At 68.4% G+C, this 22077-nt stretch carries 19 protein-coding genes; 12 read left to right on the top strand and 7 right to left on the bottom strand.

Annotation, left to right across the window (positions count from 1 at the left end):
* Window positions 1–378 precede the first annotated feature (378 nt).
* Window positions 379–1695, top strand: a complete 1317-nt coding sequence (locus OG741_RS00145; RefSeq protein WP_405593816.1) for a hypothetical protein — start codon at window positions 379–381, stop codon at window positions 1693–1695.
* Between the two features lie 278 nt (window positions 1696–1973).
* Here OG741_RS00145 and tpg read toward each other — a convergent pair whose 3' ends face one another.
* The 3 genes from tpg to OG741_RS00160 form a co-directional block, all read right to left on the bottom strand.
* Window positions 1974–2564, bottom strand: coding sequence for a telomere-protecting terminal protein Tpg (tpg, locus tag OG741_RS00150; RefSeq protein WP_405593818.1), 591 nt, complete (start codon window positions 2562–2564; stop codon window positions 1974–1976).
* A gap of 3 nt (window positions 2565–2567) precedes the next feature.
* Entirely contained in the window at window positions 2568–4826 is a 2259-nt protein-coding gene (gene tap / locus OG741_RS00155; RefSeq protein WP_405593820.1) for a telomere-associated protein Tap, read from the bottom strand.
* 394 nt (window positions 4827–5220) lie between these two features.
* The gene (locus OG741_RS00160) at window positions 5221–5745 is read right to left on the bottom strand and encodes a hypothetical protein (RefSeq protein WP_405593823.1); all 525 of its coding nucleotides are present in this window, start codon (window positions 5743–5745) and stop codon (window positions 5221–5223) included.
* Between the two features lie 472 nt (window positions 5746–6217).
* Here OG741_RS00160 and OG741_RS00165 point away from each other — a divergent pair, with 472 nt between their 5' ends.
* The 5 genes from OG741_RS00165 (at window position 6218) to OG741_RS00185 (ending at window position 11155) form a co-directional block, all read left to right on the top strand.
* On the top strand, window positions 6218–6751 hold the full coding sequence (locus tag OG741_RS00165; RefSeq protein WP_405593825.1) for a hypothetical protein: 534 nt from the start codon (window positions 6218–6220) through the stop codon (window positions 6749–6751).
* Between the two features lie 98 nt (window positions 6752–6849).
* Window positions 6850–7458, top strand: coding sequence for a Crp/Fnr family transcriptional regulator (locus OG741_RS00170; RefSeq protein ID WP_405593826.1), 609 nt, complete (start codon window positions 6850–6852; stop codon window positions 7456–7458).
* A gap of 105 nt (window positions 7459–7563) precedes the next feature.
* The gene (locus OG741_RS00175; protein ID WP_405593828.1) at window positions 7564–8379 is read left to right on the top strand and encodes a hypothetical protein; all 816 of its coding nucleotides are present in this window, start codon (window positions 7564–7566) and stop codon (window positions 8377–8379) included.
* Window positions 8376–10397: a hypothetical protein gene (locus tag OG741_RS00180; RefSeq protein WP_405593830.1), complete on the top strand. Its 2022-nt coding sequence runs from the start codon at window positions 8376–8378 to the stop codon at window positions 10395–10397. The genes OG741_RS00175 and OG741_RS00180 overlap by 4 nt, the downstream gene beginning before the upstream one ends.
* Before the next feature lie 74 nt (window positions 10398–10471).
* The gene (locus OG741_RS00185; RefSeq protein WP_405593832.1) at window positions 10472–11155 is read left to right on the top strand and encodes a hypothetical protein; all 684 of its coding nucleotides are present in this window, start codon (window positions 10472–10474) and stop codon (window positions 11153–11155) included.
* A gap of 354 nt (window positions 11156–11509) precedes the next feature.
* Here OG741_RS00185 and OG741_RS00190 read toward each other — a convergent pair whose 3' ends face one another.
* The 4 genes from OG741_RS00190 to OG741_RS00205 are packed head-to-tail and all read right to left on the bottom strand — an operon-like array spanning window position 11510 to window position 14581.
* Window positions 11510–12337, bottom strand: coding sequence for a hypothetical protein (locus OG741_RS00190; protein WP_405593835.1), 828 nt, complete (start codon window positions 12335–12337; stop codon window positions 11510–11512).
* On the bottom strand, window positions 12315–13229 hold the full coding sequence (locus tag OG741_RS00195) for an aldo/keto reductase (protein ID WP_405593837.1): 915 nt from the start codon (window positions 13227–13229) through the stop codon (window positions 12315–12317). Before OG741_RS00195 ends, OG741_RS00190 begins: the two co-directional genes overlap by 23 nt.
* Window positions 13226–14419 (bottom strand): cupin domain-containing protein, encoded by a 1194-nt coding sequence (locus OG741_RS00200; RefSeq protein ID WP_405593839.1) that lies wholly within the window; start codon window positions 14417–14419, stop codon window positions 13226–13228. Before OG741_RS00200 ends, OG741_RS00195 begins: the two co-directional genes overlap by 4 nt.
* 21 nt (window positions 14420–14440) lie before the next feature.
* Window positions 14441–14581 carry a hypothetical protein gene (locus OG741_RS00205; RefSeq protein ID WP_405593841.1) on the bottom strand — a complete coding sequence of 47 codons (141 nt, stop codon included), beginning with the start codon at window positions 14579–14581 and terminating at the stop codon, window positions 14441–14443.
* 197 nt (window positions 14582–14778) lie between these two features.
* Here OG741_RS00205 and OG741_RS00210 point away from each other — a divergent pair, with 197 nt between their 5' ends.
* From OG741_RS00210 to OG741_RS00235, 6 genes are all read left to right on the top strand, one after another.
* On the top strand, window positions 14779–16203 hold the full coding sequence (locus OG741_RS00210; protein WP_405593843.1) for a Twin-arginine translocation pathway signal: 1425 nt from the start codon (window positions 14779–14781) through the stop codon (window positions 16201–16203).
* A 655-nt stretch (window positions 16204–16858) separates the two neighbouring features.
* Window positions 16859–17254: a hypothetical protein gene (locus tag OG741_RS00215; protein WP_405593845.1), complete on the top strand. Its 396-nt coding sequence runs from the start codon at window positions 16859–16861 to the stop codon at window positions 17252–17254.
* 945 nt (window positions 17255–18199) lie between these two features.
* On the top strand, window positions 18200–18775 hold the full coding sequence (locus OG741_RS00220) for an RNA polymerase sigma factor (protein WP_405593846.1): 576 nt from the start codon (window positions 18200–18202) through the stop codon (window positions 18773–18775).
* Window positions 18772–19842, top strand: a complete 1071-nt coding sequence (locus tag OG741_RS00225) for a hypothetical protein (protein WP_405593848.1) — start codon at window positions 18772–18774, stop codon at window positions 19840–19842. The genes OG741_RS00220 and OG741_RS00225 overlap by 4 nt, the downstream gene beginning before the upstream one ends.
* Window positions 19843–20574: 732 nt before the next feature.
* Entirely contained in the window at window positions 20575–21036 is a 462-nt protein-coding gene (locus OG741_RS00230) for a hypothetical protein (RefSeq protein ID WP_405593850.1), read from the top strand.
* An 18-nt stretch (window positions 21037–21054) separates the two neighbouring features.
* A complete protein-coding gene (locus OG741_RS00235; protein WP_405593852.1) occupies window positions 21055–21909 on the top strand; it encodes a helix-turn-helix transcriptional regulator in 855 nt (284 codons plus the stop codon).
* Window positions 21910–22077 lie beyond the last annotated feature (168 nt).

A 22077-nucleotide genomic window follows, 5' to 3' on the forward strand; every position in this document is an offset into this window, starting at 1 on the left:
CCTTCCGTGCGCTGCCACCGGAATCCAGTAGCCACCGCCGGTGTCCGCCTTCAAACACGCCTCAGAGCGACGAGGACCACAATCCCGCTTCGCCTTGTCGTTGCCCCCGTAGAGCTCCCCCTTGAACTCCAGGTCGTACGACTCGGAGACCGCATTCGTCTTCAGGGCGACAACCTGGGCGTGCGAGACCGCGTCCAGCCGGGCCCCGAAGAGCCCTTCCAGACGGCGGGGACGAAGGGCAACCATGACGCCCGACACTGCCCAAACCACCCACATCTGTCACAGGATCAAGCGGATTCCCCACCAGCCCCGGCACGGGGGCGGTTGCTTGCCCAGCGCTTGAGGTCGCCGACGCGGTAGAGGAGTTCGGCACTGCGCTTGCCCGCCGGGTTGGGAAACACAGGCGCGGCGGGGACGTCTCGGTCCGTACCGTTTGCCCTTGGACGACTGGTTCAATTCATACTGAGCGAGGGTAAGTTGAGCGATCAAGAAGGCGTCGTCGTCGCGGCCTCGGCCGCCGCGGTCACAACGATCGACGATGTGCCCGGCCTGATGCAGAGGATCCGGCCGGAGTGGCAGGCGAAGAACCTGATCGAGCGCGTGCGACGCATCCTGCCCGTGGATCCGAGTAGCGCCTGTCAGCGTCTGTTCAACGCCGCCGTCCGAGATCTCCGGGACAAGATCCTCATCGTGGGTGTCAGCATCGCCAGCGAGGCCGCCAAGACGGCCAAGCCGAAGCTCCCGCCGATCGAGAACGCCGAGGACATCGAGAACTACTCAACTGCCTACTTGATCAGGCTTGCATACCGCATTGGGCTTCTCAGCCGCGCCGAGTGGCGGAAGATGACGCGGGTGTACGACATCCGCAAGGACCTCGAACACGAGGACTCCGAGTACGAGGCCGGCTTCGAGGATGTCGTATACACCTTCACGACGTGCATCGACGCTGTTCTGTCGAAGGACCCGATCACGTTGATCGAGGTGTCCGAGGTCAAGCAGATCATCGAAGCCTCTGGCCCCATCACACCGGATAGTGGGCTTCTCACCGACTTTGAGCACGCACCGGACCAGCGCCAGGAGGAGATCGTCCGGATTCTCGTCAGCACGGCTCTCAGCAGCTCCGAAGTCGATGTCGTTCGCGAGAACGCCTACCTGATGCTGCAAGAGCTGAGCGGACGGACTCGAAACGGTGTGCGCCTGGCCGTCGCCAAGAACCTGCTGACCAAGCTCGGCCGTGACCCCCTGGACGAACTCACCGTGCGTGTGGCCCACGCTGCCGAGCTCCTGCCCTACTTCGGGAAGGGACAGCGTAAGGACTTCTTTGCAAGACAACTCGACAAGCTCACCGGCATCGGCCACCGATGGACGAACCACGAGGAGCACGGCCCCGCGCTGCGGCTGTTCGAGGAGTTCGGCGGCCTCGATCCGGTTCCCGACGGCATCAAGCCTGGGATCGTCAAGTGGATGGTGCTCTGCTACATCGGCGAGCCGGGGGGATACGGCGCTGGCATCAACCGCAAAGTCTTCTACAGCAACCGGGGCGTCCCCATCATCAATCAGCTCTTCCTGGACAGCCGCGGCGGCATCCAGAAGATCGTTGAAGATCTTCAGAGCGATTCAGTTGTCCGCCGCGCGTGTGGAAACGAACACGTGAACCGCCGCTTCCAGGATCTGCTCGACATCGTCAGCAGCTGATCAAAAACCCGTCCCCGTCAGGGCGCCGGACAGGCCACGTGGCCTCGGAGGATGCATCTGCTCCACCGGGGCTCGTGGCGTATCCGGACCTGGTCACGACAAGTGGGTGGTGCCGACGGCGGCACGGAGCCGGTTGCGTGCCCGGCGCTTGAGGTCACGGACGCAGTAGAGGAGTTCGGCACCGCGCTTGCCGCTGAGGAACGGGAAGTCGGGGTCGTTGGCGCGGGCCCAGCGCCGTTCAGCGGATGTGGAGGAGCACCGGGCCGACGCGGGCTCAGTCAGAAGGAGACATCGATGTAGTCGATGTCGGTGAATTCGACCTCAAGCTGGTCGGCGCGGCGGCCGTTGTCCTTGAAGTACCCCTCCTGGATTCCTTCGGCGATGACCTCGTTGGGGCTCAGGGCACCGATGTCTTGCTGGGCGTCGAAGAGACGCCGGGCGTAGTCGGCGGGCAGGTGGACGGTGATGCGCCGCATGCGGCCGTCGTCGGTCGTACCGATGGGTGCGGTGTAGCCGAAGCGGGCGCGGGCTTCCACGGTGATCCCGGTCGAGGTGGCGGCCTGCTTCCGTCGACGGTCACGGACCTTCGGTTGCCAGCGGGCGCGCACCGCGGCGTCGATCCGGTCGGCGATCGCCTTGGGCGGGTGCTTCCGCTCGCCGGTGCGGTAGCGCTCCACCGAGCGCTGGGTGATGCCGAGTGCCTGGGCAACGGCCTTGGTCGTCTTCAACTGCTTGAGCAGGAAGTTGATGCGGCCCTTGAGAGTCTTGGGGGGCTCGCGGGTGAAAGCGTCCTGCCCGGCACGCTCGATGGCGTCGAGGACGAGGGCGTCGTCGGCGTCCGCGTTACCCGGGCGGATCCGTCGCACCATGGCCTATTCCCCTTCGTCAAGAACGGCGTCGCCGCCCTTGATGTGGCGGGCGGGGTTGTAGCCCTGCTCCATCAGGTCGACCGCCCAGGCCATCTCCTGGACGCCCTCCAGCTTGCAGAAGCCGGGATTCGCGCCCAGGCGGAAGGTGCCGTAGACGGGGGTGCCGTCGCCGTTGGACGGCAGGAAGTGAAGCGGGGAGGGGCCGCGGCTGGCGTAGACGACGCAGTCTGAGAGCACCGCGAGGGGGTGCAGGCCGGTGAGGGCGGCGAGTTTGGCCATCTTGCGGTGCATATTCACCCGGGCCTTGGCGATGACTGCCGCACGGATGTACGGGTTCCAGGTCGGTCGCTCGAGAGCGGGCCACCGCTCCCCGTCCTTGTAGTGCCGCCCTTGGGGGCGTTCGCGGAGCTTGCCGATACCGCCCTTGACCGTCGACTTGACCGCCGACAGCACCATCGCGCCCTGCCGATGCCGGCGCACCGCAGCCGCCAGCTCCTCATCGCCCGCCTCGGCCAGGCGGGTTGCGTCGGCGCGGTAGGCCGGCATCTCCCGCAGCGCCGCGCGCAGCGTGTCCAGGTCGGTTTCGTCGGTGACCGCGTACGTCTTGTGCAGCGCCAGGGCGTCCAGGAAAGCCACCGGGTCGGCGTCCTTGTCGATGGGGATGCCCATGTCCGCATTGGTGGTGAGGTAGGCGTCCTTGAGGCGGTCGTGCCACGGGTCCAGGTACGCGCCCGTCTCCCGCCGCAGGTACGCCTCGATCGGGCGGACCTCGAAGCCGAGTTCCTCCGCGTAGGCCAGGGTCGGGGTTGTGTACCAGCCCGGGCCCTCCGGGCGCTGCCCGGTCGGGGTGAAGGGGTTGGGCAGGCGTGGGTCCAGGTCGATGTGGGAGAGGTCCACCAGCCACGTGCCGGGGACCTTCTTGTCGAACACGGGCCCGGTGACGTGCACCGGCTCCGACAGCCCGACTGTGAGCCGAGCGGCGGCGGCAAGGAAGGCGGTGTTGATGTCGATGCCGACCGCGTGAGGCAGCAGGCACTCTTCATCCGACAGCAACTCAGGGTCGCGCACCCACTGGTAGGCCTCCTCATCGAGGAAGCCGCGTGCCCATCCCTGCGCGACCGGATGTTCCTGGGGGGCCTCCGGCGGCGCCGGGTCCACCGGACGGGTGAGGGCGCCCGGGTTCGGGCCGGAGACCCACTCGCCGGTCGCCTCATCCTTGACCGGCCGGGTCGGCGGCCGCACCGCGGTCATCAGCTCCAGGCCCGTCACCGCGGTAGAACCGCGCGGGGTGAGCACCCGGGACGCGAACACGCCGAGAACGCGGGCCAGATCGGCCGGGTGCAGCTGAGCAGCACCGCCCCATGCCCGGGCGTCCAGAGCGTCCCAGGGCAGGATCGCCAGCTGCACGCACTGCCGCTGGCCGCCCTGCGCCGGCCGGTAGATCCGCGGCCACGGGCCGAAACCGCGCTGCGTCAGCTTCCACTTCGCCTTCGCGAGTTGCTTGATGACTGGATGGTCCTCCGCCAGTCGCAGGCCCCGGCGGTCCTGAAGCTGCTCCGGCAGCCCGAACCGCTCGGCCGCGGCCGCGGTCAGCACCATCAGCGGGTCGGAGTCCTTGCCGTGCCGGTGCAGCTTCGGCTGCCCGATACCGGACTCCTTCAACACCCAGTCCACCAGCTGCGGGATGGTGGCGGCCGGGCACTCCAGCAGTACCCCGCCCAGGCAGTAGGCGGTGCCGTCGCCGTCCAGGACCGCCAATGGGCCGTTCGGGAACCGGGGGTCGGCCGCGGGTGCGGCCGCCTTCGGCGTGGCCGGGCGCCGCGACATCGACGTCGCCCTAGCGGGGGCGGCCGGACGGGGGGCTGCGGGCACAGGGGACTGCGGGCGCGGGGAGCCCTCGGACACAGCCGCAGGAGTGCCGGGGGCATCGGTGGGCACCTGGTGTGTTTCCGGTGCGGGCGTCGGCCCGGTGAACGCTTCCGGAGCCGGCTCGGTCGCGGGTTCGGCCGGGTATTTCTCCGCCCAGCCCTCCAGCAGCCGCAGATACGCCTGACGGCGCGGCGGCCGGGGCTCGGACCGGCCGCTCTCCCAATTCTTCACCGTCTGCGTCGTCGTCCGCAGCACCTGAGCCAGCCGGGCCTGCGTCACCCCGGCTGCGTCACGGAGCCGTGCCCGTTCCGCCGACGGCGGCAACTCCGGCTCCCCCGCCAGCAGTTCATCCACCGCCGCAAGCAGCTCATCCTGACTCGGCTGATTCGGCATCCGCCACCTCCAGCCCCCAAAACTAGCAAATTTATCCTTGGATATTTCCAGTTCCTTAGCCTTGGATTTGGAAATGTCGGTTAGGCGGATGCGAAGCGGTAGCCGAAGATGGGTCGGTCCGGACGGGCCGTCTGGCGCTCGCCGGACGCGGCTTGCGCGGCGGCGGGCGTCGCGGCTGTCATGCAGGACGCATCGCGCGAGAAGGCTGAAGCCCTGGAGCCCTGGAGCCCTGCGACGGCGAGCACTACCGCCTCTTCCTCGACGACTCCCTCGACGACGGCCTGCCCCTCATCCCGACGCCGTTCCCCTCCACGGCTACCCCGAACCCCACTGACACACGGTGCGGGGAAGGCACGCGCGCTGCCGCCCGCCATCCCTTCTGCCATAGCTCTTGTCAGTTGGCGCCTCGGGCGATGGACCGACCGACGTGGGTCCACGTTGGCTCGACAGGTTGCTCCCGTGTGGCGTCGGTGAGGCCGTCGAGGTGATCGACAGCCTGACGGGTGATGTACCGGTCGGGGTCAGGGGACTGCACGTAGCGGCGAAGGAGGGCAGGGTCGAGGTCCTGGCGCTGGAGGTAAGCAGTGATCGTCCCAACCAGGAGATGGTTGTGGGCAAGGGCGTCGGTCAGGGCGTACAGGACCAGGCGCTGCCATTCGTTCTTGCAAGCCTGGTGCAAGGTGCCCAGACTCTGGGCGCGGGCAAGGTAGGCGTTGATGTGTCGGCAGTGGTAGGTGACCAGCGCGAGCAGTTCGTCCGGCACCTCATCACCCGCCGCCGGGCGCGGGGCGGGCGCGACGGTACGCGCCGCTGGTGCAGGCGGCAGGGCGTCACGGATCTGCTGAAGGCCTTCCGACTGCTCGGGGCCCCGAGGGGTCTCGGTGCATCGCACAGGACGCTTGCGCGGGTATGAGGTCATGACAGTTGCGCTCTCCGGCCGGCCCCACGATCCGGCGCTCGTCGGTGGCCTGGCCACACGGTGGGCGCTGTGAACGACGCAGTGCGCCTAGGGCCTACCCGTCCGCATCAGTCGGGGGCTGACGCGGCACTCGGCCGGGCACCGTCACAGCGGACTCAAGGGCGGCACCACTCAGGGAACGATCCACGTCCCGGTGAGGTCACGCAGCGGCGGGCCAGCCCTGGCACCCCTCGCCCGCAGCCCCGGCACAACGTCCCTCGCACAGCGGCACCAAGCCACCGCGCCTGCGCCATCTGCCCTGGGGATGTGCTCAGGGGCGCCACGCCACCGCAACGAACGGCGCCGCCCGAACCTCTCGCGTTTCAAACAGTGCCGCTGTGTGATGCGCCGAACAGCCGTCATGCCCGGTGGAGGGCTTCCCCGAGGGCGCCTTTCTCCCACGGTGGACGCACGTTGGAACAACTCTCGGTGGATGGAGGGGATTTCCTTGTCTGAAGCGACGCCTGGCGATGCCGTGGCCACGGACGTCACGGTGCAAGGCAAGCTCGCCAGCAGGAGCGGCGAGATGTTCGTCGAGGTGCAGCGGGCGGACGGAAAGGCGGCGGCGCTGTGCGCGGTAGCGGGAGGCCTGCTGGCCCTCGTCGGTGCCGCGCTGGTTGCACCGGCAAATGGCGTGCATCTGGCAAAAGCCGTCCTGGGGTGCGCCTGCGTTCTCCTCGGCGCGGCGCTGTTAGCCGCTTTGCTCTCCATTCGTCCTGTGCTGCCGCCTGGCAGTGCCTTGACGGGGCTGGAAGGCGTGTGCGCCGGGTCGGCAGCGGAGGATGTCGTGGCGGCATTTCAGGCCATGAGCAGCGGGGATCGCGTGCGGGTTGAGGTGGACCGTCTGTCGCTGCGGGCCGGTCTCGCCCGCAGGAAGTACCGGGCGATCAAGGTGTCTGTGGATCTGATCGTCACAGCCATCCTCGTGGCCGGAATTGGATTGTTGATCCCCTATGTGACTACTTGAGAGCATCGCATCTGTGACGGCCGCCACATACCGGGGGGGATATGTATCAGCCTCATGCACGCCTCATCGGGGACCAGTTGTGGTCGAAGCTCCGTGAAATGGCCCCTGAACGCCTGCGTCCGGCCAGGAGCATGCTGCTGCGCCAAGGAGACCCGGGCACGCAAGTGATCCTGCTGACGTCCGGTTCGGCTCTGGTGGCCCTGGCTGGCTCCCAGGGGCAGCGGACCCTGCTGGCCGTGCGAGGGGCCGGTGAGTTATTGGGCGAGCTCGCCGTCCTGGACGCGAAACCCCGCACGGCGTCCGTCATCGCCGCCGAGCCGTGCCGCGTGCACCTCATCCCGGCTCCCGAGTTCCTCGCGTTCGTCGACGAGTACCGGCTCTTGGCTCCGCTGCTGCGTCATGCCATCGCACGCGTCCGCGAGTCGGAGGCGGTCCGGCTCGAACTGGCGACCGCCGCTGTGCCTGTGCGGCTTGCCGCCGCGCTGGGCCGGCTGGTTCGTGCAGCGTCCGCCACTGGTTTGCCGTATGCAGTGCGGCTAACCCAGGAAGAGCTGTCCCAGCTCATTGGAGCCTCCCGCAACGCGGTGGGCTGCGCCATCAAGCCGTGGCGGGAACGGGGCTGGGTCGACACGGAGGCAGGTGGAGGCCTCCTCGTCCACGACATGGATTCCATTCAGGAACACGCACAGGCCGACGGGCACAGGTGACGCAGCACACCGTGGTGGTGCCCAGTGCTGGGCACCACCACGAAGACGCCCCGGTCAGCATGGGTCGCCCACGGCAACTCCTGCTGAACGAAAGGTGACTTCCTCATGGAAGCGGCCAATCCTCAAGACGGCTTCGACGTTCCTCCCGACCGTGCTCTCCTGGTCGTCGACATGATGCGCTACAGCCAGATCCCCGAAGCGAAGATGGCCGTCGTGCGTTCGGACCTGGACGACATCCTGTCGACCGAGTTCACCGAAAGCCGGCTGCCCGACCCTCGCTCACTCGGCGGGGGATACAAAGACACAGGCGACGGTGCCATCTTCGTCCTGCCCGCCGAGCATCTGGCACGCCTCGTCGACCCCCTGCTCACCAACCTCAACGCCGCCCTCCAGCGCTACGACAGGCAGCGTCTGGCCAGCAGCCCGGCCATCCGGCTTCGGGCCGGCATCCACGTCGGACCGCTGACGCCCGGGCACCGCGGTGACGCCATCAACGAGGCCTGCCGGCTCGCCGACAGCACCGTCGTGCGCCAGGCCATGGCCGCCGCGGTGGACAACGGCTCCTTCCTGGCCGCGGCCCTCTCGGAAACCGTCTACCGGCGAACGGTCCACGCAGGCCGCACCCCGAGCCTCCATCCGCGCCAGCTTCTGACGACCACGGCCAGGGTGGAGGGCAAGGAGGGCTTCGAGGAAGTCTGCCGACTCCTCGTTCCCGGCTTGGCTCCGGTGGTCCTCGAGCCCTACCTCACCGAGACGGACGATCAGCCGGTCCCGCAGCCCCAGAGCCCCAGCCAAGAGAACGCCGCGAAGCGGCAGGGCGAAGGGCGCCAAGCCGACGTCAGGCAGAAGGGCAAGGCGAGCGGCAAGGCACGGATCGTGCAGGTCGGCGGAAACTACATCACTGGCCCGGAGCAGTCATGACGAGCACTGAGGGCGTCGTGACGGTGCCGATCCAGCAGGCGGATGCTTCAGGCAATGCGCGCGTGACGCAGGTGGGCCGCGACTACGTGGAGCACGTTCACCAGTACGTGCGCGGCCGGGAGTACCTGCGCGGGCTCGGTATGGACGACCGCGAGATGGACCTCGTGGAAGACGCGTTCGTCGATGTTCCCGGCCCCAACGGGCCCGGACAGGTGGTACATGCCGTCAGCAAACTGAAGCACGCAGACGGTCCAGGCCATGCGCTGGTCCTCCTCGGAGAGACGGGCGCAGGACGGCGCACAGCCGCGCTGCGTGTACTCCGCGATGCGGGGGTGTCCAGGGAGCGGATCCGCTGGCTCGTCCTGGACTGGGAACAACCGCGCACCGAACAGATCCCGCACACGAAAGGACACGGCTTCGTCCTTGACCTGACGGGCTATTCCGCACTGCCCGAGGACTTCTACACCGGGCTCGCCGACTACCAGAAAGAAGCCGAAGCGGCCGAAGCGTTTCTGGTCATCCTGGCGGCTCCGAACTCCTGGGATCCGGGGCCGTTCACCACCGTGCCCACAGTGCGCTTGGCCCGTCCGCCGGCGAGAGAAATCGCCGAATCCCATCTGCGGTATCTGTCGGACGGCAGGTTGGACTGGCTGACCGGTGCTCCCCTCGACGCACTGCTCGCGAAGGCAACCCAGGCATCCGACGCGGCCCGGCTCGCGCGGCTTGTCGCCCAGGCTGAAGGTGACGACAGGGACGCGGTCAAGCAGGAGTTCACCAACTGGCGGGAGCACCTGCGTCTCTGGTTCGAGAAGCACTCAGAGCCCAAGGACCTGCGTGAGCGAGCCCTTCTGATCGCCGCGGCGCTGCTGGAAGGAGTGCCGGCTGAGGTCGTGCTGGAGGCGGCGGACCAGCTCTTCACGGAAGTCGGAGGTGTCCTGCCGCCGGGTGGCGCGCTGGCCGGCCGGGATCTGGACATGCGGCTTTGCTCCATCCAAGCTTCACGTCTGGGAGGCGAGAGCATCTCGTTGGACGCCGAACGGCACGGACTGGCACAAGCCGTTCTGAGCTACGTGTGGCAGCAGCGCCCTGCGCTGCGACGGGCGCTGCTGGAGTGGGCCTCGCGCATCAGCGCGCCGCAGGGGATTGCCGTGCGTCATCTGCGTCGCATCGCCGAAGTCCTCGCCCAGCTGTCCCTGCTGCCCGGTGGCGCCACTGTGCTGGCCGTGGTGAGCACGTGGATCGACACCGGCCGGTCAGCGCATCGGGAGCTGGCCGTTGACGTCCTGGAAGCCATGGCGCTCGCCCCGGTCACGGGCGCCGGGGTCCGTAAGCAACTGTATGACTGGGCCCATCAGAAGAACACCAGCGAAGCGCTGGCCACGGCGGTTGCCGAGATCTGTGCCGGCAAGCTGGGCCAGATGTATCCGCGTGTCGCACTGACCAGGCTGCGCCTGCTGGCGTCACGGGAAGACGGCCGAGCCCGCGAAGCGGTGGCCAAATCAGTGCGTGCTCTGGCAAGCATCCCCGAGCAGCGCATGCTGGTGCTGTCGGAGATCGTCGACTGGTCCGAGTCTGCTGATGAGACAGTGGGCAGGGCCGGAGCGAGCACCTTCCTCGCGCTCGCAGAGGACCCGAACGGCACCCTTGGTTCACCGGCCACGGCGCAGGAGACAGCCAGCGCCTCCGACGAAGCAGCGATTGCGCAATTCTTCGTCCGCGGCTGGCGCGCGGCGCTGCTCGAGCCGGCTACGGGCGAGAGGGCCTATGCCCATCTCGCGGCCTGGCTGGACTCTCCCGAGCTGTCGGACAACCAGGTCCTTCCGCTGGCAGCGGCAGTACTGCGTGGAAGCATCGGCCGGGAGGGGCCCGCCGCGCTCCTGGTGAGTCACGGCACCGATCTGGGGCGCACTCGGCGCAGAACACTGCTGGACCAGCTGTTCTCTGAACAGTCGGCTTCCCTCACCGTCGTCGCCCCGGTCACCGAGCCAGGCGGCGATGGTCTCCCGACGACAGCGTGAGTCTCCTGCCTCGGCGCCGCAGAGCCTTGTCCGTGCCTCCCTGGGCAGGCAGCGAGGGAGCGCATCCGCTCGTCGTGAGCGGCGAGCGAATGCCCAGCCACATCGCCAGCGTGTTCTTCACCGTCCGTATCGACGGTGCATGGCGCCCGACACCCGAGCAGGCACTGGACCACCACGATCCGGGTGCGCTCGCCGGTCATCAACTGCGTCAGCACCTCGCCCCCGTCCTGCGTCGGCACTCGGTCCTCGATCCCGCCGCAGCACGGGACGCCGCTAACACCGCCCTGGCGCGGTGGCTGCCTGCCACTGCCGGGCTGGAGATCACCGGGTCGGTACAGCTCACCGTCTCGGCCCCGGGCCACGCTCTCGCCGAGGAACACGCGCGCCGACAGCAGGCCGCCGATCTCGAACACGAAGACGAGATGCGCCGCCTGGCGCACCTGCAGCGCGTGCTGGCCGATCCAGACCTACGCCGGGTGTGGTGGATCGCCCAGTACCCCGACCGCCACCAGGACCTCACGCCACTGAAGGAGGCACTCAATGGCCTGCCTCTTCCACACGAGACCACGGACGACGGCATCCGCAGCGACATCCGCCGCTTCACCGACCGACTCCTCACCACCCTGCACACACCCCAGCAGCGTGAGGTCTTCCTCCAAGCCCTTACCCAAGTCCTGCACACCCTCGGCCACCACGGCCTGAAGAGCACGGCCACCCACTGGCAGGCCGACAACGCCCCCGGGAGCCCACCAGCATGAACCCGCACACCACACGATGGCTACTGGCACCCCTGCGGCAACTACGCACCCGCCGGCTCATGGCTCAGCACGGGCCGACCCTGCCCTACGACACCGCATGGGCCCTCATCACACTGCACACAGCACCCGACGAAACCGACCTCGTGCGAGCCTGGGCCCACGAGAACCCCAGCGGGCCGCCGGGAATCCACTACGACCAAGCCCGCGACCTGGACAATGCGGAACACGCCCGCCGGCACCAATGGCTACGCCGCCACGACCACTCCCCCATCCAACTCCTTCACCTCGACACCGAACTCATCAAAACCGCCGGCATCCACGTCCTCGACTGGGGACCAACCGCGACGGCGGCAGCTACTGCCCGGTCAGCGAGGCTACGACGGCGCGCAAGGGTGCGATGAGTTTGGGATGGTCTCCGCGGGAGGCGGACTGCAGTAGATCGGCGGCGACGACCAGCTGCGCTGTGCGCCCGGCCTCGGTGCCCAGGATGTGCGCGAATTCGGCGCGGATGCGGGCGGCGGTGGCTGGCGCGAGCAGTGAGTAGGCGTACATCAACGCTTGATCCCAGCCGCGGGGGGCGAGGCCGAAGCCTTCCCAGTCGAGGATGACCCCGGAGGTGGTGATGTTGCTGGTGTGGAAGTCGCCGTGTGAGCAGGTCCATTCGGTGATGCGCGGTGCGGGTACTCCCGTATGCGTCGGCACGGCGCGGTCGATCCACTGCTGACGGACGCCGACGCGGTCGGTGGCGACGGTAGCGATGGTGTCCAGGTCGGTGCGGATGGACTTGAACCAGGTGTCGGTCAGCTCGAGTTCGCCGCGCAGGACCGGTTCCGGGGATAGCACCGGGCTCTCGATGAACTCGGTGAGCTCGGCCCGGTAGGCGTGTCCGTCGGCGGTGGCGTCGTGCAGGGCATGCAGGGAGGGCTTGTGGACACCGGTGAAGAGGCGGCCAGCAAGTTCCGTGCCGTCCCACAGCTTGCCGCCTGCCTTCGCTGCTGGGGCGGAGAGCAGGCGCAGCCAGCACGCGCCGTGGACTGGGTGGTCTGCGCGCAGGCCGAGGGTGCGGCCGTGCCAGCCCCACACCGGATCGCCTGTGGCGATGGCGCCCAGTGCGGCGGCGGCCGCGGCGTGCGCGGCCGTCATGCGCCGGGCATCGACGTCATTGGGGGGCGGCGAGTACATCGAGCACCTTCCGCATGCTCTCGGCGGGAATGGGACCGTCGTCGAGCGCGGCGAGGGCCTCGTCCCAGTGTCGCGGATTCCCGGTGGACAGGAGCAGCATCGAGACACCTGGGCAGGAGGCGGCCGCAGCCAGGCAGGCGGCCGGGATGCTCGCGCCGGGGCGGAGCAGGCCGGTGAGCTCGCGGGTGGCCAGGGTGGGCAGTTCGCCGCCGTGCAGGGGGGCGGAGGCGTGGACCTGCCAGCCGAGGGCGGCCGCGTCGGCGATCGGGCCGCGGCCCGCCAGGGCCTGGTCGAAGGCGTCGGCCATGACGAGGCTGACGGGCAGTTGCAGCGCGCGCAGGTGGTGTTCGCGGGTGCCGGCCGCCTCGGCGGCGAGCCGGTCCAGGTCGGGCACGGTGATGCGGTGCTCGGTGAAGCCGGACCAGCTCGCGATGCCGTAAGTGGTGAGGTGGCCGGCCGCGGCCGCTTCCTCGAGGACCGCGAATGCGGCGCGCAGTTGGTCGTGGAGGCGGTCGGGTCGGGTGGTGCGTTCGGGGTTGTGGAGGAATACCGTGTCGAGGCGGTGTCGGCCGAGTTCAGCCCGGTTGCGTTCGAGCTGCCATCGCGCATACGGCCCGGCGAGGCTGTGCCCGGCTGCGGCGTCGGTCTGGTCGACCACGCCGGCCGCGAGCGCGGCCCGGGCGGTCGCCGGGGTGAGGAATCCGGTCTTCGTCGCCACCCGCAGACCGGGGTCGTTGGCGAGGACGGGGGCGAGGAGGCGGTGGGCGCGGCCACGGTTGTAGTTGGGGGCGGTGTCGATCCAGGCCGCCGGGGAGGATGCTGCGCGGCGGGCGGCGTCGGCGAGCTCCTCCCCCGCGATCCGGTAGGTGCCCAGCCCCAAGGTGGCGTTCACCGGGCGCCTGTTCGTACGGCTGCGGCTTGGGCGGTGACGAGTTCGCCGACCACGGTGGCGACGTCCGGCACGGTCAGGCCGGCGGCGTTGGCGAGCCCGCCGAGCGGATGCCAGCCGCCGGTCATGAGGCGGCGCAGCAGCGGGCCAGTCCCTGGGGCGAGGTCCATCTCGCTGCCGGCGGCCGTGAAGCGGACGAGGTCCTCACCGTCCACTCTGACTTCGGTCAGGCGGGCGCGGCCGGTGGTGAGCCGCACCCTCAGGTGCGGGTCGGCGGGGAGCTGCTGCAGGTAGGGCAGGGAGGGGCGCATCCGGCCGACGTCCTCGGCGTCGCAGGCCGTGGTATACCGCTGCAGCAGGGCCGGTTCGTCAAGGGCGGCGTGGAGTTCCTTGCCCAGGTCGGCCAGGAACTCTGCTTGCTGCTCGAGACTGGCGTGCAAGGGCAGGTCGGCGCGGACCAGTTCGCTGGAGCGCAGCGTCTGCGACAGCCAGCCGATCAGGTCGGCGCCGGTGTGCGGGGTGATCCCGCAGGTGAGGTGCAGGGAGTGGGTGCCCTGGTCAGCGGTGACGGCGTGCCACCAGCCGCGCGGCAGGTAGAGCACATCACCGGGCTGCAGGACGAGTTCGGCGACCGGCTGCACCGGTGGCGGTTGCGGCGTGGCGACGTCGCGGTACATCGGCAGGCGCCGGGTGGGCCCGAAGAGCTGCCAGCGCTTGGATCCTTCGATCTGGACCACGATGACGTCGTGGTCGTCCCAGTGCGTTCCGAAGCCTTCCGTAGCGGTCCAGGAGGCGTACGCGTTGATCTGGACGCGTGAGCGCAGCCAGCCCTCGATTCCGGCGGCCAGGTCGCCGATCGGCTCGTGGAGTTCGTCGATCGCATCGATGACGAGGGAGGCGCCTTCGGCCAGACGCTGGTGAAGCTCGGCGGGGTGGATGCGGTGCCACACGATGGCGCGACGGGTGGTGACCGGTACGGCATAGCGGTGCTGGGGCAGGGCCTCGCCGGCGGCGGACAGGCGCAGCCGAGGGGGCTCGAGACGGTGGCTGGCCAGCAGATCGTTGAGGGTGTCGAAGCAGGCGAGAGAGCCCGGGTTGTCGAGCGCACCGGGCACGTGGAGGAAGTCGCGGCCGTACGTCTGGGCCAGGAAGGTCTCCTGGCCCAGACGCTCCGCGATGAGCAGGCTGGTCATCGCAGGTTCACCGGTCCCGTGCTAGTCGTTGCCGTCCGAGCGGCCGGTGCCGCCGCCGTCGGACGGGGTGGCGCCGCGGGTACGGGCTGCGGCGATGGCCCGGCGGGCGCGGACCAGGCCGCCGCCGGTGCCGGGGGTGCTGCTGGAGGTGGTCGTCGGCATCAGGTGCCTCCTCGGTGAGTCAGGCGGCCCCGGGATTCGTGGCCGCCTGCTCAGCGTCGCGGCGAAGGTGACGTCCCGTCATTGCCACCCAGCGGAGCGGACATTGCGCGTCGTCCGCAATCGCGGCGCCCTGCCCGTGGCCGGGGTGCTCGGCTACCGTGAACAGGCTGATTCGCCGTCCGCACGGGGGTGCGCCCATGGCCACAGTCACCCGCTCGCGCCGCGCCGCCATCCAACGCGAAGCCGCCCAGATCCGCATGCGCTGCCAGCGCCAGCAGCACACCCTCGAGCAGACCGTGAAAGCCATCCGCACCGTGCTGCCCGAGGTCTCCGCGCTGGAGGCGTGGCGCTTCGCGCTGGGCTGGTCCAGAGCGGCCACCGTCGCCCAGATCGCCGGCCTCTACCTCGCCGACGGGCTCTTACCGCCCGGCCTGTCCGAGTCGATGCTGTGCCGGTGGGAACACGATCCGGACGAGTGGCCCGGCCCGGAGTACACGGTGATGCTCTGCCGCATCTACGCCGCCCGCCCCGAACAACTGGGCCTGCACCGCACCGTGGAGCCGCCATGGGGATACCGGACGATCCGATACGGTCAGCCCGATCACGCCGCATACGGGCCAGGCCCGCGGGAAGGGATGCAGCCGATGACCACAGCAGCCGGCCTCCCAGCCGTCCGAGAATCCCTCCACCTCGCCCTGCTCGCCCATCCGGACGGAAGTGTGCTGGCCGCCGAGATGGCCGAGGCCGCCGTCGAGCACTACGCCCTGAACTACTCCAAGCACCCACCGCAGGTGCTGTTCAACGAAGTCCGCGACGTGCGCCAACTGCTCACCCCGATGACCACCAACGGCAGCAGTGAGCCGGCCACCGAACTGCAGCGTCAGGTTGGCTGGCTCTCCGCACTGCTCGGCAACCTCGCCTTCCACCTGGACGACACCTCCGGCGCACGGACGCATCTCGGCACTGCGGCCGCATACGGCGAACGCGTAGGCGACCCGCGGCTGGTCGCATGGGCGTGGGGCGCGCAGAGCATGATCGCCCGCACCATCGGACGTCACGAGGCGGCTGTCGCGCACGCCGAGCGCGGGATCGCGGCCGCCCCGGCCGGTCTGGTGCGCGCACAGCTCCACGCGTGGGCGCTGCTGCCCGCCCTCGCCCGGCAGGGCCGCGGCGACGACGCCGACCAGGCCCTCACCGTCGCGCTCACCGAGCTGGAATCGGACCGGGAGGGATCAGCGCCGGGCCGGTTCGGATTCGACGAGCCCGAGCTCGCGCTCCACCAGGCCGAGGCCCATCTCGCCCTCGGCCGCACCGAACAGGCCCGCCACCGGGCCCAGGCCTCCGCCGACGCATGCCCGGCCGGGACACCCGGCTGGGGCGCCGCCACCCTCGTCCTCGCCCAGGCCGAAGCCACCGCTCGCCCCGACGACGCCGCACAGCGAGCCATCGACGTCCTCGAGCGAATCCCGCCCCAACGGCTCCGCTCCACCGCCCGCGCGCGACTGATCCGCCTCGACACACTTCTCGCCGACCGGACCGTCCACTCAGTGGCAGACCTCAACGAACGCCTGCGCGTACTACCCACAGCCATCGACGCACACGGACAAGCCCTCAGCAACTGACCGCGGAACCCCCGGTTCAGCTCACACTCCGGCCCGGCGGCCACGCCATCCGACGGGGGTACAGATCCGCTGGCCATCCCAGACTGCCGATGCGGCCTCGCCTGTCCGGAGCTGGCTCAGAAGAAGAGACGAACTCGTTGACCTGCTGGAACACCTCTCGCTTCGTGCGAGGACCCCGCGTTGAGCGATGGAGAGCACGGTAGACGCCGTACTGGGCTATGTATAGGCAGCAATGCGGCTGCGCTAGCTCGAGGGTGTCCAGCACCGGGAGCAACTCCGAAATGGATGCCACGATCGCCCTGTCCTCCGCCCCCGCGCCGTGAAGCTGTAAGCGCTTCGACTCGTCGCGCGCGTGTCCGAGGAAGGACACGCCGAGTTCGGAGGCGGCCTCAAAGTCCGCTGCCGAAACCCCGATCATCAGTGACTCCGAAGCGGTCGAGCCGGTCGTCTATAGAACTTCCAGGCCAAGCACGCTTGACAAGCGGATCATAACGGCGTGAACTGGACATATTGACGACTCGGAGTGAGAGTCCGCCACTAATAGTGAGCATGGCTACCGTGGGTGACCGTTGCCCCGGGCAGTCACCAATTAGCGGTTAGGTCGGACAAGCAGGCTCGGCCGAATGCCAAGTGCTCTACGTCAAGGGGTATCGGCATGTCTTTCGAGAGCCAGGTACAACAGTTGGCGCGGCTCAGTCACGTCAATCTGGCAAATGTGACCTCTGTTGGAGCGAGCGCCAAGTATCGGTTCGGTGACTACGTTCAGACGGTCATGATAGTTCCGTACGACGGCTTGTGGGAGTTTTCCTGCCTCACCGTCTTCGCGTCATCTGATCTTGACGGCTTCCCGAAGATGCTTCTCGCGGACACTCTCCGGAAGAACGCCAAGGTGAAGACAGGGTTTTGGTGCATTGAAGACATCAAGGATCGCAAAGTTCTTTCCTACATGCATAACCATCAGGAAGCAGATCTTTCCCCAAAGAGATTCAGCGACATCTGCTACGACGTCACACACCACGTCCAAGAACTGGAGAAGGCATTCCGCAGCTGAGCCCGCCTTGCTGGCCACCCGGGTGGACACCTCCCTGGCGCTTACATCAAGACGTGCGAAGTCGAATTTTCGGCGCTGTACCCCTGCGGCCGTTCAGCCCATCGCCGACGAGGACTACCGTCACTTCAACGAGGAACACCTCTACCGAGGGGTCGGCCGGGATACGGCCAGAAGGGATAGCAGGGCCAGTTGGGGGTTGCTCGTAAGCGGATCCCCCAACGGACAATCGTGATCTTGCCCCGCCGGAGAGACCGACCTGACGGTCTACCGTGTCTGGAAGACCATCGCGATACCAGCGCCGAACGATGGCAACTACGCCTTCGCGAAGCAGGCGTAGCCGAGGAGCACGTCGACGGTGTACTCGGCCTGCAGGCCTTGCGTTCGTCCCGTCCGGCGAGCTCTCGGCAATGGCAGAGACTCGCAGACCGCCGCACGCCGCCGGGGGATCAGCAGCGACGACCACTTCGACCACGACGACCTGCCCGAGGCCACCTTCGACCGAGGCCTGGCCTAGCTGGCGGCCGACGCCCCGGCCAGAAGAGGCGGCGAAAATGCTACTGCGGCTGCGGGAGGACACCCAGTGCATCACGCGCCGGATCCAGCACCGGCGCTCCAACGCAGCCTCGACTCTTCGCTCTGCAGTACTCGGTACCTGGGCGATGTCACACATTCGCCGCCCTGGTGCACTAGGAGACGCGGTGCCGGTGGTGGCATCGCTGACTGAGTGCCAGGAGGACTAGGTGGATCCGGTGTTGCTGGGGTGCGATCGTGCTCGTCAGCGCTGCATGGAGCGCGGCGCGGCGGCACGGCATGGGGCTGGGCACATAGGGGCAAGCGTCGTCGCCCAGGCGCTCACGGAGCAGTACCGGCTTACGGTGCCCAGGGCTCAGTCGACAGGTGACACGCGGCACGTTCATCTCTTCGGCGGAGCTGGGGTGAGTCGTCATGGAGGACGCGGCGAGCGCTGAACTACGTGTCACCGAACCTCTCAAGACGGCGCTTCCCGCTCTGCGCGGCCGGGATCTGGCCGAGGAGCTCCACCACGCTGAATACCCGGGCCTGGTGCGCTTTTTGCTGCTGCACGGCGCGTCCTGGAATGAAGCGCAGGACGCGGCGCAGGACGCTTTCACTCAGATGTGCCGGCCCGGTACGAGTATCAGCTATCCCAAAGCCTGGCTGCGGAAGGTGGCCTGGCGTTCCTGGTTACGGCAGCAGGTCCGGCCAGAGGATCCGTGCTCGCAGGTGCCGGCGGAGTCGGTGGTGCACTGGCAGACCCCCGCGCACGCGGCGGAACTCGGCGTCGAGGAACGGCGCGTTGTCGAACTGCTGTTGAAGCTGCCGGCCAAGCAGCGCGCTGCCCTGGCGTGGACTCTGGACGGTTTCACCACGCTGGAGAGCGCGGAAGCCATGGGCATCACGCCCGAGGCGGCACGTCAGAACCTGGCCCGGGCCAGAGCGACTCTGAAGGCGGAACTCAGCCTGGAGGGATTCAGCGGCACAGCTGGAGAGGAGGAGCGATGAGCCACGACAGCGCTGAGGAACGGTTCGACACGCTGCTGGCGAGCATGTATGAGCAGTTGGGGGTGGCGGTCTACGACGGCCTCATGGGTGCGGGTGGGCCACCGGAACTTCACGACCCGGACCGGGTGCTGGGCCAGTTGCTGGCGGCCGTACACCGGCAGACCGGCGCTGCCGTCGGCCGGCGTCTGGCCCGGCGGCGGAACAAGATGCTCGCGAGTGAACGTCGGCCCGTGAACGGGGGCTGCGTGTATGGCGAGGGCACCGTGCTCATGCGCAGGCCGGCGTCCGTGCGGCTCAAATACCGCGAGGAGGCCTTGCGTATCGCCCGGACGTACTGGCCGCAGGACCTGGTGCAAATACTTCGGGACGCTCTGGACTACGTTCAGGATGTCATCACGCACCTGGAAACGGATTCGCTGCCGCCCGGTTCCCGTCAGACACTCACCCGGGTGAGCGCCAGCATCGGGCATGTACTTGCGTTGCCGGAGTCCCCGCAGCTGCCGCCTGCACTCGCAGGCTACGACTACCTGGAGACGGTGGAGAACGACCTCTCCGGCGGCGCCATCCGGCTCATGTCGCAGGTCCGTGATGTGCAGCAGCTGCTGGAGACGGAGCTGGTTCCCCACCTTCTGGCAGCCGAGGTCTCCTGGCTTGGTGCCCTCGAGGTAGCTCAAGACCTCGCTGACGACCTGGACTTGGCGCACCGGGAAGCCGCCGCTCTTTCGGAGGTGGTTGGCGCCGTCGAAGAAGCGAGCACGGATTTCAGGGCGCGGACCTGCGCTCCGTGGATCTCGAGGGTGTGGATCTTGAGGGCATCCGCTGGGATGCCACGACGATGTGGCCGCCGGAATGGGAGGAACGGATCTGGAAGGCCTCCCTTGAGGAGAAGACCGACCGGGGGGTCCTCATCGTGGGCGTGGAACCTCACGACAGCACAGTGCCGGCGGACCTGTGAACTGCCCCCAGCTGCCCGGTGCATCCGGAGGAACCGGGCCGGGGTGCGCCCCTGGTCGCGGATCTGCAGCAATGCCCTCCGACCCTGCGCCGGGGTTCGCGGAGGGGGTTGACGAGTCGTCGTCTGGGATGCTGCATCCGCGGCCGGAACATGGCGGAGGCCCGGCCGCTCGGCCGGGCCTCCACTCGGGCTGGGGTACTCCCCCCAGTGCGAGGTCCCCCGTTGGCGCGAGGGACCTCTTAATCCGCAAGCGTGTCCAAGGTCAGGAACAAGCGCTGTGGATAGCAGCCCGTGCGGGCCGCTGCACCATGGTGACGAGCCATGGCGCTGTCAGGACAGCCTAGCGGACAACTTCCGAATTTCGGCCCGTTTCCGCAGGACGGGTCGGCTGGTTTGACCTGCGGCGACAGCCTCATAACCGGTCGTAGCTGCTGTGTTGTTCAGTTGTTTATTCGCGGCCTCCTCTGCCCAGTCCGGGAATTTCCACTCACCCATCCGGGCGATGCCATAACCGGCATACAGGACAGGAAGCGCCGCGGTGGCGTTCCGGTCGGAACCCCGTCCGGAACGGAAGGCAATTCGGACGTCTGCGCGACCATCACCTGCACGATATGGCAGTTGTTCAAGGTTTCGAGTTTCGCGAGGAGTTAGTGCCGTAACGCGTGGTGAACGAGGCAACACGTGCGGCAAGATGGGTGACGCAAGCGGCCCGATCCGCTGGGGAGTTGGCGCTCTCGCAGTCGGCGGTGAAGGCCTTCAGTCCAAGGTCGAGCAGGGTCCCTGTCCTCATGTCGAGGTACCACTTCGTCCCAGCAGGGACCCTGCGTATTCACAGGAGCACGTCGTGGAAATCCACCGTCCCATTCCGGGCAGCGTCTGTCTGCCCATCCCCGCGCAATCCCCGCTGCCACTGCTGCAGTTGATGCGCGAGGCGATCGCCGCCGGGCTGGCATCGGCGGCCACCACGGTGGCCTTGCGGCGCCGTACCCGCCCGCTGCGCACGGCCGGCTACACCGCTGCGGGACTCGGCGCCGGAATCGGCGCAGCGCTTCTGGGCGCCGATGTCGTCGAGGCCGCCTCGCTGGGGGTGAGCGTGACCACCTCGCTGTTCACCCTCTCGCCGCTGCCCGGCGAGCCGGCCGCCGTGCAGGCCGCACAGCCCGAGACGCTCACCGCCGCGCCAGCGAAACCGCTCCCCCGTGCCACGGGGCCGAGGCGGGGTGGGCACCATCGCTGGGCGCGCAGCGCCCGGCGCATCGTCGAACGGCAGCACGGCCGGACGCCCGGCCCATCGGCCGACGCCTGACGGGGAAGGGGAAAAAGGATGCCTCGACCCGAGAGCCCGATCCACGCCGACGCGAGCGACGAACTGACCACGCTCGTACGGCTCATGCGCGAGCTGCGCAACACCAAGGCCATCCCCTACGGAGAGCTCGCCAAGCGCTGCCACTACTCGGTGGCCACCCTGTCCACCGCGGCCTCCGGCAAGAAGGTGCCCAGCTGGGAGATCGTCCAGGCCTACGTCCTTGGCTGTGACCCCACCACGGACCTCCCTGAATGGAAGGAACGCTGGCAGGCCGCCCACACCGTCGAAGCCGACCGGGCACACGTGGCCCGACACGTCGTCCATCACCGCAAGCCCAGCTGGCTGAACCGGCCCCGCACAGCCGAACAGCCCGCCATGCCCTCGCAGTCACTCGCCGAACTCGTCCGCGAGGCCGCCATGGCCAGCGAGAAACAGCAGAACCTCCCCCAACCGGTGCGCTCCGACCCGATGCGCACCGCGCTGGGACTGTGCACCACACCGGCCGACTTCACCGCGCTCCTCAAAGACATCCGCGAACGGGCCGAACTGTCCCTGCGCGACATCACCGAACGCTCCCGCCAGTTCAGCACCCCGATCTCCAAGTCCGCCGTCCACGACATGCTCACCGGACGGAAACTCCCGAGCACCGAACTCCTCCACACCTACCTCCTGGCCTGCGGCCTCGCCCCGGAAAACACCCTCGCCTGGCACCACACCGCCACCCGCCTGAAAATCTCCCAGATCCGCCGGACCGAACACCCCCCCAGGCCCCGCCTGTTCTCCCGCACACACATCAACAGCGAACCGATCTGGCCCCTGCTCATGACCCTGCTCCTAGCAGCCACCCAAATCATCCAACTCACCAACCACTAACCCGCTGTCAGGGCCTGCCGGGCGCATCACACCCGGCAGGCCCTGACCCGTGCCTCGCAGCCCGAAGCCGCCACGGCGAAACTGGTTGTAGCCAGCTACGCGAGATCGAAACGGAATGCCTGTCGCCCGCCCTGAACAAGATTCGCAGGCGCCTGCGAGAAGGCGAGC

It is taken from the genome of Streptomyces sp. NBC_01410 (assembly GCF_045040195.1).
Taxonomy (GTDB): Bacteria; Actinomycetota; Actinomycetes; order Streptomycetales; family Streptomycetaceae; genus Streptomyces.

Coding starts and splice junctions, on each gene's coding strand:
- OG741_RS00170 (WP_405593826.1), top strand. CDS start 6,850: ATGGCCCCTGAACGCCTGCGTCCGGCCAGGAGCATGCTGCTGCGCCAA.
- tap (WP_405593820.1), bottom strand. CDS start 4,826: ATGCCGAATCAGCCGAGTCAGGATGAGCTGCTTGCGGCGGTGGATGAA.
- OG741_RS00205 (WP_405593841.1), bottom strand. CDS start 14,581: ATGCCGACGACCACCTCCAGCAGCACCCCCGGCACCGGCGGCGGCCTG.
- OG741_RS00210 (WP_405593843.1), top strand. CDS start 14,779: ATGGCCACAGTCACCCGCTCGCGCCGCGCCGCCATCCAACGCGAAGCC.
- OG741_RS00225 (WP_405593848.1), top strand. CDS start 18,772: ATGAGCCACGACAGCGCTGAGGAACGGTTCGACACGCTGCTGGCGAGC.
- OG741_RS00175 (WP_405593828.1), top strand. CDS start 7,564: ATGGAAGCGGCCAATCCTCAAGACGGCTTCGACGTTCCTCCCGACCGT.
- OG741_RS00215 (WP_405593845.1), top strand. CDS start 16,859: ATGTCTTTCGAGAGCCAGGTACAACAGTTGGCGCGGCTCAGTCACGTC.
- OG741_RS00235 (WP_405593852.1), top strand. CDS start 21,055: ATGCCTCGACCCGAGAGCCCGATCCACGCCGACGCGAGCGACGAACTG.
- OG741_RS00200 (WP_405593839.1), bottom strand. CDS start 14,419: ATGACCAGCCTGCTCATCGCGGAGCGTCTGGGCCAGGAGACCTTCCTG.
- OG741_RS00180 (WP_405593830.1), top strand. CDS start 8,376: ATGACGAGCACTGAGGGCGTCGTGACGGTGCCGATCCAGCAGGCGGAT.
- tpg (WP_405593818.1), bottom strand. CDS start 2,564: ATGGTGCGACGGATCCGCCCGGGTAACGCGGACGCCGACGACGCCCTC.
- OG741_RS00190 (WP_405593835.1), bottom strand. CDS start 12,337: ATGTACTCGCCGCCCCCCAATGACGTCGATGCCCGGCGCATGACGGCC.
- OG741_RS00220 (WP_405593846.1), top strand. CDS start 18,200: ATGGAGGACGCGGCGAGCGCTGAACTACGTGTCACCGAACCTCTCAAG.
- OG741_RS00165 (WP_405593825.1), top strand. CDS start 6,218: ATGGAGGGGATTTCCTTGTCTGAAGCGACGCCTGGCGATGCCGTGGCC.
- OG741_RS00160 (WP_405593823.1), bottom strand. CDS start 5,745: ATGACCTCATACCCGCGCAAGCGTCCTGTGCGATGCACCGAGACCCCT.